This is a genomic window from Streptomyces sp. XH2, from assembly GCF_049725035.1.
GTDB lineage: Bacteria > Actinomycetota > Actinomycetes > Streptomycetales > Streptomycetaceae > Streptomyces > Streptomyces roseoverticillatus.
Genome location: NZ_JBMMMZ010000010.1, coordinates 37607 through 50793 on the forward strand (window position 1 = coordinate 37607; position 13187 = coordinate 50793).

The window sequence follows — 13187 nt, forward strand, 5'->3', positions numbered from 1 at the left end:
AAAAGATCCGCTTTTCCGTGCCGCAGCGGGAGGGAAATCAGAGCGTATTTCCGGGTCGTGGCCTCGTGCGCCCCAAAACGCAAGCTATTTTGGGCTTGCTGGATTCAGACGCTAGCAGTCAAGCGCAAAGAAGATCAAGGGCGGGTGGCTCGGATCACATCTCGCCCGGCGAGCTTTTGACTCTGCCTCAAATACATGGACAGCGGGACGGGGGTGGACTTGGCTCCCCGCCGAGGTGCGCTGCGCTGATCGCGTCGCGCACCGGATCGAGCAACGGCCCCACTGCGGTGGGGAATTCCGCCAAGGGGGCGCACATGACTGCCGAAGTCACCGTCGGGACCGACTGGACCATCATTCCGGAGTTCGTATTCACCGATGCGGAGCGCGAGGCCCTGGAGGCCGCGCTCGGCGGCGTCACCGCGAACCCGTACCGGCTTTACGAGGCCCACCGCTTCCAGGTGGGGCAGCTCATCACGGGCGGCGCGGTGCCCGAGCGCTTCCGCTCCTACGTCGGCTCGCTGGCGACCCGCGACCGCGCCGCCGAGCCCGTGGTCGTCATGAAGAACGTCCCGCACGACCGCGACGTCCCGGTGTTCGACTTCGACCAGCCCGTGCGCTCCAAGTACGAGCTGAAGAAGACGTTCGTCGCCGAAGGGTTCCTCGCGCTGTTCGCCCAGCTGGCGAACACGCCGGCGATCGGGTACGTCAACGTCAACGACGGCGATGTCTTCCAGGACATCTACCCCCAGCGGCGTCTGCAGAGCAGCCAGTCGCAGAAGGCGCTCCGGCAGATCCACTTCCACAAGGACCTCGCCAATCACTTCGTGCGCCCCGACCAGGTGTACATGGTCGGGATGCGGAGCCACCCCGTGAACGAGGTCTACACCTCGTTCGTGCGGAACATCGACGTCATCCGCTGCTTCACCGACGAGGAGATGGCGCTGCTGCGCTCGCCCGAGTTCTACACCCCCTTCGACGACCTGAGCACCATGGGCGGCGGGCGGGTGGAGCTCGGCGAAGCCGACCTGCACCCGGTCATCGGCGGTCGCGGCCCGGAGGACCTGCGGTTCTTCGAGAACCGGACGGTGGGGGTCACCGACGCCGCCAAGGCCGTCGTCCCCAAGGTCGCCGACACCCTGCACCGGCTGAAGCAGCGGGTCTTCATCGAGCCCGGTGACTTCGTGATCACGTACAACAACCACACGATCCACGCCAAGGAAGTCGTGAACGTGGGCGACCCCGAGGCGCTGCAGACCCGCTGGATCATCAAGACGGTGAACGTGGACGACATGACGCCCCACCAGGAGCACCTGGTGCCCGGCACCGACCACCTGATCAACGGCTGACCCGCCGTTCCGTCAACGAGGCCCCCGTGCCGCCGTGGTGAGACTCCGGACCCACCGGCGGCGCGGGGGCCTCGTGCCGTCATGCCGGCCCGCCCCGCGAACCTTGCGAGCGCTCTCATTATCTGAGACGAGTTCTTCGGTAATCGGACAGCTGTGTTTAAGATCGGAAACCGCTCACCAGCGGAAATGCATCAGGTGCACCGACGGGCTCTCCCGCGTGCACTTCGCCGAGATGTGCACGCAGATCACGTGCCCGCGTCTGGGCGGCGTGTTGGCCACCCTCTTCCTCCGCCGCCGCCGGACAAGTCCGCCAGCCCGCGGTGACACCACGAGAGAACCCATAACCGATGACCCAGAGCACGCGAACAACCGCATCCCCGCGCCCGTCCGAAACCATCACGGGCGCCCAGTCCCTCGTCCGGTCCCTTGAAGAAGTGGGCGTCGACACCGCGTTCGGCATCCCCGGCGGAGCGATCACGCCCGCGTACGACGCCCTGATGGACTCGGCCAAAATCCGGCACATTCTGGTGAGGCACGAGCAAGGTGCCGGTCACGCCGCGACGGGGTACGCCCAGGCCACCGGAAAGGTCGGCGTCTGCATGGCCACCAGTGGGCCGGGAGCGACGAATCTGGTCACCCCGATCGCCGACGCCTATATGGACTCCGTTCCGCTCGTGGCGATCACCGGCCAGGTGATCAGCTCGGCGATCGGCACGGACGCCTTTCAGGAAGCCGACATCTGCGGCATCACGATGCCGGTGACCAAGCACAGCTTCCTGATCACGGATCCGGACGAGATCCCCCGTGCGATATTCGAAGCGTTCCACATCGCCTCCACCGGACGCCCCGGGCCGGTCCTGGTCGACATCACCAAGGACGCGCTGCAGCGGGACACCGTCTTCCGCCGCCCGGCCGAGTACCGGCTCCCGGGCTACCGGCCCGCGGTCAAGCCGCACCGCAAACAGATCCACGAGGCCGCCAGGCTGCTCGCCCGCGCCGAGCGTCCGGTGCTCTACGTCGGCGGCGGTGTGCTCAAAGCCGGCGCCACCGGCGAGTTGAAGGAACTGGCGGAACTCACCGGGGCTCCCGTCACCACGACCCTCATGGGGATCGGCGCCTTTCCCGGCAGCCATCCGCAGCACCTGGGCATGCCGGGGATGCACGGAACGGTCGCCGCTGTGACGGCCCTCCAGAAAGCGGATCTGATCGTCGCCCTGGGCGCGCGGTTCGACGACCGGGTCACCGGCAAGCTGGACGGCTTCGCCCCCCTCGCCACCGTCGTGCATGCCGACATCGACCCGGCGGAGATCGGCAAGAACCGCTTCGCGGACGTTCCCGTCGTCGGCGACGCCCGTGACGTGCTGGCCGGCCTCGTCACCGCCGTCCGTGACGAACTCGAACAGGACCGGTCCGCCTGCGACTACGCGAACTGGTGGCAGCAGGTGGACACCTGGCGCAGGACGTACCCGCTGGGATACGAGCCGGCACCGGCCGGCACGCTCTCCCCGCAGCAGGTGATCCAGCGCATCGGCCGGCTGACCGGCGACGACACGATCGTCGCCGCGGGCGTGGGCCAGCACCAGATGTGGGCCGCGCAGTTCATCGCGTACGACCGCCCCCGCAGCTGGCTCAACTCCGGTGGCCTGGGCACGATGGGATACGCCGTCCCGGCCGCGATGGGCGCCAAGGCCGGGCGGCCGGAAGCGGCGGTCTGGGCGATCGACGGCGACGGCTGCTTCCAGATGACCAACCAGGAACTCGTCACCTGCGCGCTCAACAACATCCCGGTCAAGGTCGCGATCATCAACAACGGCGTCCTGGGCATGGTGCGCCAGTGGCAGACGCTGTTCTACGGACAGCGGTACTCCAACACCGTGCTGCACTCCGGTGAGGCGGCAGGGAGCGGGGCCGGAGCGGGCACCCGCATCCCGGACTTCGTCAAACTCGCCGAGGCCATGGGCTGTCACGGCCTGCGGTGCGAATCTCCCGATGAGCTCGACGCGACGATCGAGAAGGCGATGGCGCTCGACGACGCGCCCGTCGTCATCGACTTCATCGTCCATCAGGACGCCATGGTCTGGCCGATGGTCGCCGCAGGCACCTCCAACGACGACATCATGGCGGCCCGCGATCTGCGTCCCGACTTCGGTGACGACGAAGATTAGGAACAATTCATGCCGAAGCACACCCTCTCCGTCCGCGTCGAGAACAAGGCCGGCGCCCTCACGCGGGTGGCGGGACTCTTCTCCCGCCGGGGATTCAACATTGATTCGCTGTCGGTGGAGCCCGCCGACGAGCCCGCCACCTCCCGCATGACGATCGTCGTCGATGTGGCGGAACGTCCCCTGGAGCAGATCATTCAGCAGCTCGAAAAGCTGGTGAACGTCATTTCCGTCCACGAGCGAAGCGCGTAGTCCTCGCTCGCCGAAGCGATAGGGGGACAGACCACCGGATGCCCACCGTCACCAACACCGGCCCCTTGAGCGTGTCGGCGCGCGCTCTGTCCGGTTGCCGCTTCCTCGTCTCGCCGCTGCTGGAGGTGCTGGCGGCGGCCGAAGCCCTCCGGGCGCAGTACCCGGCCCCGCCGGGCCGGCGCCGGCACAGCCCGGTCTCCGCGCGGCGTCACGCGCTCGGCCTTCCTCCGGCCCTGGTACGGCAGCGGACTCGCTCGGTGGCCGAGCAGCTGCTCCGCTGCCGGGGCGGGGTGACGAGCCGCGACGAACTCGACTTCTCGGCCCTCGGGCCGCTCCAGGAGGCGGTGCGCGACTTCTTCCAGGACTGCCTCACCGGCGACTGGCCCCGGATCAGAACCGCCCTGGAGTCGGACGTCGCGCTCCGCGCGCACAACCTGGCCGCCTTCGGGGTGCGCCATGTCGTGGACCGCCTGCCCGGTCTCACGGTCCACGACGCCTGGGGCGAGACGGGAACCGGGGAGCGTGCGCTCGTCATGGTGCCTTCGGTCTTCCGGAGGACGGGTGTGCTGCTGGCGAACGAGGCCGGAACACTGATCACCTACCCGGCGTCCGGGCACCGCACGCTGTGGGAGGAGAACGAGGCGGCCGCCCCCGGCCGGCTCGGCGCCCTGCTCGGCCGGGGCCGCGCGGCGGCGCTCCTGAACATCGGCGACGGCTGCGGCACCGGCGACCTGGCGGACCGGCTCGGCGTCAGCGCGGGGACCGCGTCGGTGCACGTGGCCGCCCTGCGCAACGGAGGCCTGGTCGCCACCCACCGGGTGGGCAAAGCGGTCAGACATGTCCTGACCCCCATAGGATCGGCGCTCATCATGGCCCAGAGGGGCTGAAGGGGCTGAAGGGGCTGACGGGACTCACAGGGAGACCTGTGATACTGGCGGAGAACATCTGTTTTGGCGCCAGGGGGTAAGAAGTTGTCGAAAAGGACCGTGCGCGGCGCGACGGCTCTCGTCACCGCGGGCGCCGTCGCCGCGCTCGCGATGGGCCTGACCGCCTGCGACGCCGACGAGAAGAAGGACGGCGGCAAGAGCTCCGCGTCGGCGGCCTCCCCGGGCTCCGCGCAGAGCCCCGGCGGCGGTGAGGACGAGGACGGCAAGAAGCCCGAGGAGAAGTGGGACGGCAAGGTCAAGGTGCTCGGGGACGGTTCGACGTCCTACACGGGCCCGCAGCCGAACCAGCCCAAGCCAAAGAAGCTGAAGCCGGGCGAGAAGCCGCCGCAGTTCGTCGTCTTCTCCTGGGACGGCGCGCTGGAGGGCGACGACCACCAGTTCTCGCACTTCCGCCAGGTGGCCGCGGAGAACAACGCGAAGATGACGTTCTTCCTCACCAGCATGTACCTGCTGCCGAAGTCGAAGGCGTCGTTGTACAAGCCGCCGCAGCACAAGCCGGGCGACGCGGCGATATCCTTCGCGACCGACCCGCACATCAAGGACACCCTGGTCCAGCTGCGGGGCGCGTGGCTGGACGGCAACGAGATCGGCACCCACTTCAACGGCCACTTCTGCGGCGGGAAGGGCGGCGGCGACTGGAGCGTCGCCGAGTGGAAGAGCGAGATCGAGCAGTCGTACTCCTTCGTCGAGAACTGGAAGACGAACACCGGCCTGAAGAGCCTTCCGCCGCTGCCCTTCGACTTCAAGAAGGAGCTGGTGGGCGGCCGCGCCCCGTGCCTGGAGGGGCAGAAGAACATGCTGGCGGCGGCCCAGTCCTTCGGCTGGCGCTACGACGCGAGCTCGCCCGGTGACTTCCAGATCTGGCCGTCGAAGATCAACAACATGTGGAACTTCCCGCTGCAGCTGCTGCCGTACCCCAAGAGCGAGAAGCAGGTCCTGTCGATGGACTTCAACTTCCTCTACAACCAGTCCGGCGACAACACCAAGGGCGACCCGGCCAAGTACGCGGAGTGGCGCAAGCTGACCCGGGACGGCTACCTCAACGGCTTCGAGCGCGTCTACAACGGCAGCCGGGCGCCGATGTTCGTCGGCAACCACTTCGAGGACTGGAACGGCGGCATCTACATGAAGGCCGTCGAGGACGTCGTGAAGGCGGTCTGCAAGCGCGACGGAGTGCGCTGCGTGTCCTTCAAGCAGCTCGCCGACTGGCTGGACGCCCAGGACCCGAAGGTCCTGGCGAAGTTCCGCGGCCTGGACCCGGCGCAGTCGCCGGACTGGGCCACGCTCGTCAAGTAGACCGCGGGCCGGGGGCTCGCCCCGGCCCCCTCCGTCACTTCTGCTTCACGGCCGTCATGTACTTCGTCCAGATGTCGATCGGGTACGTGCTGCCCGTCGCGCCCTTCGGGGCGCCGCCCAGGCCGTCCAGCGGGAGCAGCTCCTGCGTCTTGGGGTCGATGCGGGAGAGCGAGACCGCGGTCGAGACCTTGCCGCGGTAGCCGGCGAACCACGCGGACTTGTTGCCCTGGCCCGTGCCGGTCTTGCCGGCCACGTCACCGGCCGCCTTGGCGGTGGTCGCCGTGCCGCGCCGGACCGCCTCCCGCAGGGCGTCGTCCACGGCGGCCGCGACGGGCTGCGGCAGGGTCCGCTCGGCCTTGGGCTTCTCGACGGGCACCTCGTTGCCGTTGCGGCTCAGCCGGTCGACGGAGTACGGCTCGCTGTGCAGGCCCTGGGCGGCGAAGGTGCCGTAGGCGCCGGCCATGCGGATGGCGCTGGGGGTCGCGGTGCCCAGGGAGAAGGCGGGCAGCTTCGTGCCGAGGCTGCTCTCCAGCAGGCCCGCGTCGACGGCGGCCTTGCCCGCCCGGTCCAGGCCCACGTCCATGCCGAGCTGCATCATCGGGGTGTTCACGGACTGCGCGACGGCCTCCTTGAGGGTCACCTTCCCCCAGGACTTGCCGCCGTCGTTCACCGCCTTGACGATCTTCCCGGAGCGGTCCCAGTACGGGCCCTCGGGGGTGCGCAGGCTCACCTTGTTGTCGCCGTTGTAGACGGTGGCCGGGGAGACGGGCGTACGGGGCTTGCCGCGCTCCAGCTGCACGCCGTCGCGCAGGGCGGCCGCGTAGACGAACGGCGTGAAGGCGGTGCCCGCCGGGACGACCGACGAGTTCGCGTCGTTGAACCCCTGCTGGAGGTAGCCGGGGCCGCCGTAGAGGGCGACGATGCGGCCGTCGGTGGTGACCGAGGCCGCCCCGATGCGCACGTCCTTGTCGGCGGCCCGCTTCTCGGGGTCGAGCCGGCCCTTCACCTCTTCGGCGGCCTTCGCCAGTGCCGCCATCGACGGCTTCTCGAAGGTCGTCCGGATCTGGTAGCCGCCCAGGTCGAAGTCCTTCTCGGTGACGGGCGTGTGCGCGCTCACGTACTGCCGCGCCGTCTCCACGAGGTAGCCCGTCTGCCCGGTCAGGCCGGCCGGCTTGGGCGGCGCCTTCGGCTCCGGGAAGGTGGTGTAACGGGCCCGCTCCTCCTTCGACAGCTTGCCGATGGTGACCATCCGGTCGAGGATCCAGTTCCAGCGCTCCACCGCGCGCTCGTGGTTCTTCCGGCCCAGCGACGGGTCGTAGAGGCCCGCGCCCTTGAGCAGCGAGGCCAGGAAGGCGCCCTCGCTCGCGTTGAGCTGCGAGACGTCCTTGCCGTAGTAGGCGTGGGCAGCGCGCTGGATGCCGTACGTGCCGCGGCCGAACCAGCTGGTGTTGAGGTAGCCCTCCAGGATGTCGTCCTTGCTCATCCGGTTGTCCAGCTTGATCGCGATGAACATCTCGGTGAGCTTGCGCGTGAAGGTCTGCTCCTGGTTGAGGTAGGCGTTCTTCACGTACTGCTGGGTGATCGTGGAGCCGCCCTGGGTGCTGCCGCCGGTGACCATCTTGGAGACGGCGCGGACCATGCCGCTCGGCGAGACGCCGCTGTCGGAGTAGAAGGTCTCGTTCTCGGCGGCGAGGGCGGCCCAGCGCACCTTCTCGGGGACCTTGTCCAGGTCGGTGTCCTGCCGGTTGACCTCACCGGTGCGGGCCATCTCCGTGCCGTCGGCCCAGTAGTAGACGTTGTCCTGCTGGGTCGCGAAGGCGTTGAGGTCGGCGGGTATGTCCGTGCGCGCGTACATGACCGCCACGAGGACGGCGACGGCGCCCACGACGGAGGAGCAGAGGCCGAGCACCTGGCGCCACGACGGTATCCAGCGCCGCCAGCCGCGGCGGCCCGGGCGCGGGTAGACGGGGCGCAGCCGGCGCGGCCAGGTCAGCCGGCCGAGGCCGGCGAGCCCGCGCTTGCGAGGGGCGGCGCGTCTACGGCGGGCAGGGCCGGAGGAGCGGCCGCCGGCCGGAGCGGATGGTTTCCGGGCATGCGTGGCACGCGCCCCTCTTCGTCGCCCATGTCGTCGTTCGAACACCGCTCGACCCTATGGGGTGCGTCCCTATAGCGTAATGTCTTACTTCCTTGTAAAAGCATTAAATCTTGGGTCATACCCCGCGAAACAAGCGAAGGACCGCCGGAACGCCATGGAAACAGCCACACCGCCCGTCGTGGTGCGCCTCCCCCGACGCCGCGCCAACGGGGCGCTGGAGGGCGAGGTCCTCGCCGCCCTGCAGCGGGCCGAGGGGCCGCTGACCCCGCGCGAGGTGCAGGCGCAGCTGTCCGGCGAGCTCACGTACAGCACGGTGGTGACGATCCTCTCCAGGCTCCTCAGCAAGGAGGTCCTCACCCGGACCCCGCGCGGGCGCGCGTACGCGTACGCCCCGGTCACGGACGAGGCGGGCCTGGCCGCGCGGCGCATGTGCCGCATCCTCGACGGCGTCCCGGACCGGGAGGTCGTCCTGGCCCGCTTCGCCGCGGAGCTCCCTCCGGGGGACGCCCTGCTTCTGAGGGCGGTCCTGTCGGACGGCCTGGGGGGCATCCCGGCCCAGAGGTAGGGCCGCGCCCGGGGGCCCGGGGGCCTGGCTGTCTTGCCGCCGGGCAAGAATCCTCCGCCGCAACGGCGAGAAGCCACAGTGACGCGTCCCGGCGGTGCCGGAGCCACCTCAGGCCTGCACGGCACCGCCGGACACCGCCGCGACGGTTGATCGCCGCCGCGGCGGAGGAGTACTGCCGGGGCGGCGCTACCGCCCCGTGCGCCGGACACGGCGGCGCAGCAGGAGCGCCGCCGCCCCGCACATCGCCGCCCCGCCCGCCGCCAAGGCGACCGGCCCGGCCGGTTCCTCGGCGGGCGCGTCGCCGTCGACGATCTCCGTGGCGACGGGGTCGACCGTGCGGATGTTCCCCACCGACCGCACGGAGCCGTCCGCGTTCAGCAGCACCCGCTTCCCGTTCGGGTGCGCGAAGTCGAACATGCCCAGCAGCGAGCCCGCGCGGGTGTCGAAGGAGGAGCCGCCGACGGATTCGGTGTCCCAGTTCCACTCGATGAACTTGAGGACGGACGTCTGCTCGGTCGGCGTGTGGTCGACCGCGTTGACCTTGCTGTAGGGGGAGATCACGAGCAGCGGCTGCCGCGGCCCCGGCCCGCACCGCCCCTCGTGCCCGCCGGCGGCCGCGGGCGCGGCCCGGCAGGCGGGCCCGTCCAGGGGCTTGCCGTGGGGGCCCTTGCCGGCGAGCCGGGAGCCGTTACGCGGCGCCGCGTAGGCGTGGTCGTACCAGCCGTCGGAGTCGTCGTAGGCGACGACGACCGCGGTGTCCTTCCACTGCGGCGCGTTCTGGATCTTGTTGATCCACTCCACGAGGAACCGCTGTTCGTCGAGGGGCCCGGAGTAGCCCGCGTGGCCGTCCCGCGCGGCGGGTGCCTTGAGGAAGCTGACGGCGGGCAGCCGCCCCGCGCGCAGGGCGGCGTCGAAGTCGGTCAGGTCGTACTGGTGGTTGGCCCGCCCGGCGTGGCCGATCTCGGCGACGGAGCGCGGCGGGAGGTGGTGGGGATTGGCCGTCGACCGGTAGTACTGGAACGGCTCGTGGTGCGGGAGGTAGTCGACGACGCGCGCGCCGCCGGTGTTGGTGTGCGTGCGGCCGGAGCAGCGCGCGTGGTGGCCGGGCCTGCCGTCCCAGGGGGTGCTCGGGCGGAAGCCGCCCTGGAACCAGCCCCAGGAGACGTCTTCGTCGTTGAGCACGTCCCCGATGGTGCGGCCGGTCATCTCGGCGAGGGGGCTGTGCCCGGTGCGGTCCTTGTTGGAGCAGTCGTCGTAGGCGGGCTCGGGGTCGGTGACGACCGTGCCGACGCCGTCGGCGTCCGGCGCGGTGACGACGCGGCGGTCGGGCTCGGCGGTCCGCTCGGGGCGCTCCGTGCCGGAGGCGGGGTCGGTCGAGACGACGCCGTGGGTCTGCCCGGAGACGAGGTTGATCGCTCCGGGCGTGGACGGCCCGTACGTGGTGCTGAAGGAGCGGTCGTTCAGGGCGTAGTGCTGGGCGTAGTTCCAGAGGGCGGTGACGGTGTTGCCGTCGTAGTAGTCCATGACGAGGCCGGGCTCGCCGAACAGCCGGCCGGAGCACTTGCCGGAGTCGGTGTTCTGCACGTACTTGTCGGCCTTCCCGCCGTTGGCGGCGTACTGCTCCGGGCCGTAGGAGTGGTTCTGGTCGCAGGTGAGGGCCTGCCGGGCGGACAGCCGGCGCGGGGGGTACTGGTTGGGGTTGCGCCGCAGGAGGCCGGCCGTGCGCAGGTTGTCGACCTTGGCGGGGGTGTCGCGGGCGGCGGTGAAGCGCGTGCCGTCGGTGTTGGCGGCGTGCGGGTAGGTGGCGAAGTAGTGGTCGAAGGAGACGTTCTCGTCGAAGACGACGACGAGGTGCTCGACCGGGGACTCGGTCGCGGTCCAGTCGCCGGGGAGCGGGGACGTGGCGCCGGCGGGGGACGTGCCGAGGAAGGTGACGGCGAAGGCCGCGGCGAGGGCGGCGCCGCGTCTCGTACGGGTACGTGTGTGAGTACGGGCACGAGTACGGGTCCGGGCACGAGTACGGATACGGGTCATGTCGTCTCGTTCCTTCGGTTCAGGCCAGCAGGGCGCGGCCGTACCAGTCGGCGCGGTCCCGCACGCCGGGCAGGGCGAAGAAGTACCCGCCGCCGAACGGCGTGACGTAGTCGGTGAGCGGCTCCCCGGCGAGTCGTTTCTGCACGGCCGTGAACTGGCGCACCGGGTCGCGCTGGTAGCAGCAGAAGAGCAGGCCCTGGTCGAGGGTGCCGTTGCTGTCGGTGCCGCGGTCGTAGGTGTACGAGCGGCGCAGCAGCCGGTGCGCCTCGCTGCCGGGGGTGCGGGGGTGGGCCAGGCGGATGTGGCTGTCGAGGGGGGTCACCTCGCCCGTGGGGTCGTGGGCGTAGCGGGGCGCGTCGGTCTCGCGGGCGCCGTCGAGGGGCGCGCCGGTGTCGCGGCTGCGGCCGATGACGCGCTCCTGCTCGGAGAGCGGGATGCGGTCCCAGAACTCGGTCAGCATGCGGATGAGCCGGACGACCTGGTAGCTGCCGCCCGTGGCCCACGGCGGCTCGCCGGAGTCCGGGCCGGTCCACACGAGGCGGTCCATGAGGCGGGCGTCGCGGGGGTCGGGGCCGGAGGTGCCGTCCTTGAAGCCGAAGAGGTTGCGGGGGGCGCCCGAGGGGCGGGGCGGTGGGTTGTGGCCGTTGATCCGCCAGCGGATCTGCAGGGCGCCGCGGGTGTGGCGGGTGAGGTCGCGCAGGGCGTGCAGCACGGTGTCGGGGCTGTCGGCGCACAGCTGGACGGCGAGGTCGCCGTGGCACCAGGCCGGGTCGGGGTCGTCGTCGGGGAAGACGGGCATGGTGCGCAGCAGGCGGGGGGCGCGGCCGGCGAGCCCGTAGCGGCCGTCGAAGAGCGAGGCGCCGGCGGAGAGGGTGACGGCGAGCCCGCCGTCGGCGGGGACGTCCGGGCCGAGGAGGCCGGAGTCGGGGGGCGGGCCGGTGATGCCGGTGGGGGCGGGGGTGCCGCCGGTGGTCAGGAAGCGGGCGCGGTCGGTGAGGGTGCGCAGGAGGTCGGCGAGTTCGCGGCGGTCGGCGGCGGTGACGTCGAAGGAGGTGAAGGCGGTGGCGCGGGCGGGCGGGGTGAGGACGGCCGCCTGGTGGGGGCCGTGGAAGCGGGGGGCCGCCGGGCGGTGGGGGCTCGGGGTGTCGGGGCCGGTGGCGGCGGCCGGGCCCGCGAGGGCGCCGGCGGCGCCCGCGGCCAGGGCGCCGCGGAGGAGGCCGCGGCGGGGGACGGGCCTCACGGCGTCCTCCGCACGTCGCAGAGCGCGGCGACGGACGCGAGGCGCTCGGTGAGGTCGCCGACGGCGGCGTTGATGCGGGCCCGCTCCGTACGGCCGAGGCGGGCCGGCGGCGTCCGGCCGCCGTGGTGGGCGCGGGCGTGGGCGTCGAGGGTGCGGGCGAGGCGGCCCAGGCGGCGGTCGAGGGCCGGCAGGCCCGGGTAGCGGGTGCGCAGGTACGGGCGGAGGCGGTCCAGGACGGCGCGGGTGGCGTCGACGTGGGCGCGGGCGGTGGCGAGGCCGGAGCCGGAGCCGTAGTCGGTGCGGCCGGTCAGTTCGGCCCGCAGGGTGTCCTCCAGGATCTCGTGCGCGCGGCGGCCGAGGTCGGCGGGGTCCATCCGGGTGCCGGCCCAGGCGGTGCGCAGGGCGCGCACGTCCCGGGCGAGGCGGTCGGTGGCCGGGAGGAGGGTGGCGGAGGGCTCGTGGTGCCAGAGGCCGTGCTCGACGCGGTGGAAGCCGGTGAAGCCCGGGTCGCGCAGGCCGCGGGGCAGGCCGGCGGTGGTGCGGTCGACGGCGTCGCCCGCGTCGCCGAAGGCGTCGTAGGCGGCGCCAAGGCGGGCGTAGGCGAGGTGGGCGGTGAGCCAGCGGCTGCGGGCGGCGGGGACGTCGCCGGTGCGGACGGCTGCGCGCAGGGCGCCGGTCGCCGAGACGAGGCGGGTCATGCGGGTGGTGACCCACCGCTGGTAGTCCAGGGTGGGCGGGATGAGGTCGTGCGCGGTCAGGGGGACGGCGGCGGGGCCGGTGCCTCCGGCGGTCGTGCGGCCGCGGATGCGGACGGCGGGGCCGGTGACGGGGTCGGCGTCGTCGCCGAAGCACACGAACGCGTACGTGCCGGCGCCGAGCCGCGCCCGCATCGTCCGGACGGCCCCGGGCGCGATGCCCTCGGCCTCGCCGAGCACGGCGCCGGTACGGGGGTCGGTGAGCTGGATCTCGGCCGCGGTGGCGGAAGTGTTGTGCAAGGTGAAGGTGTGCGTGCCGGGGCGGGGGTGACGCCAGCCGTGGCCGCAGCGGTGGGGTGACGCGTCGACGCTGTCGCCCGCGGCGGGCGTACGGGGTGCGGGGGCGGTGCAGCCGGCGAGGCCGAGCAGGGCGCCGCCGACGGCCGCGGCGGCGACGGCCGCGCGCCGGCGCGGCGGACGAGCGTCCCGGCTACGCCTCATCGACCGCCTCCTCCGTCACGTCCGTCCGGCGCCGCCGGGCTGGTTGTGGGTGGC

Annotated in this window: 9 protein-coding genes and 1 pseudogene; 6 read left to right on the forward strand and 4 right to left on the reverse strand. The window is 71.6% G+C overall.

The genetic code is table 11. The features are described 5' to 3' along the window. Nucleotides 1–314: 314 nt before the first annotated feature. From ACOTKD_RS21050 to ACOTKD_RS21070, 5 genes and pseudogenes are all read left to right on the forward strand, one after another. Nucleotides 315–1346: a hypothetical protein gene (locus ACOTKD_RS21050; protein WP_424890536.1), complete on the forward strand. Its 1032-nt coding sequence runs from the start codon at nucleotides 315–317 to the stop codon at nucleotides 1344–1346. A gap of 347 nt (nucleotides 1347–1693) precedes the next feature. Beyond that, a complete protein-coding gene (locus ACOTKD_RS21055) occupies nucleotides 1694–3511 on the forward strand; it encodes an acetolactate synthase large subunit (protein ID WP_424890537.1) in 1818 nt (605 codons plus the stop codon). Nucleotides 3512–3520: 9 nt separating this feature from the next. Further along, a pseudogene (gene ilvN, locus ACOTKD_RS21060) lies at nucleotides 3521–3748 on the forward strand (acetolactate synthase small subunit); the annotation flags it as partial. Between the two features lie 50 nt (nucleotides 3749–3798). Further along, nucleotides 3799–4647 (forward strand): ArsR/SmtB family transcription factor, encoded by an 849-nt coding sequence (locus ACOTKD_RS21065; RefSeq protein WP_424890538.1) that lies wholly within the window; start codon nucleotides 3799–3801, stop codon nucleotides 4645–4647. Nucleotides 4648–4731: 84 nt separating this feature from the next. Further along, nucleotides 4732–6003 (forward strand): hypothetical protein, encoded by a 1272-nt coding sequence (locus ACOTKD_RS21070; RefSeq protein ID WP_424890539.1) that lies wholly within the window; start codon nucleotides 4732–4734, stop codon nucleotides 6001–6003. A 34-nt stretch (nucleotides 6004–6037) separates the two neighbouring features. On the opposite strand, the gene ACOTKD_RS21075 is transcribed toward ACOTKD_RS21070, so the two are convergent. After that, complete coding sequence (locus ACOTKD_RS21075) at nucleotides 6038–8143, reverse strand: transglycosylase domain-containing protein (RefSeq protein ID WP_424890540.1); 2106 nt, start codon at nucleotides 8141–8143, stop codon at nucleotides 6038–6040. 109 nt (nucleotides 8144–8252) lie between these two features. Here ACOTKD_RS21075 and ACOTKD_RS21080 point away from each other — a divergent pair, with 109 nt between their 5' ends. After that, on the forward strand, nucleotides 8253–8663 hold the full coding sequence (locus ACOTKD_RS21080; RefSeq protein ID WP_424890541.1) for a BlaI/MecI/CopY family transcriptional regulator: 411 nt from the start codon (nucleotides 8253–8255) through the stop codon (nucleotides 8661–8663). A 186-nt stretch (nucleotides 8664–8849) separates the two neighbouring features. On the opposite strand, the gene ACOTKD_RS21085 is transcribed toward ACOTKD_RS21080, so the two are convergent. From ACOTKD_RS21085 to ACOTKD_RS21095, 3 genes are read right to left on the reverse strand one after another with little or no spacing between them, the layout of a single operon-like run. Beyond that, nucleotides 8850–10697: a phospholipase C gene (locus ACOTKD_RS21085; protein WP_424890542.1), complete on the reverse strand. Its 1848-nt coding sequence runs from the start codon at nucleotides 10695–10697 to the stop codon at nucleotides 8850–8852. A gap of 19 nt (nucleotides 10698–10716) precedes the next feature. Next, a complete protein-coding gene (gene efeB / locus ACOTKD_RS21090; protein ID WP_424890543.1) occupies nucleotides 10717–11937 on the reverse strand; it encodes an iron uptake transporter deferrochelatase/peroxidase subunit in 1221 nt (406 codons plus the stop codon). Then, entirely contained in the window at nucleotides 11934–13133 is a 1200-nt protein-coding gene (locus ACOTKD_RS21095) for an EfeM/EfeO family lipoprotein (protein WP_424890544.1), read from the reverse strand. Before ACOTKD_RS21095 ends, efeB begins: the two co-directional genes overlap by 4 nt. Nucleotides 13134–13187: the final 54 nt, after the last annotated feature.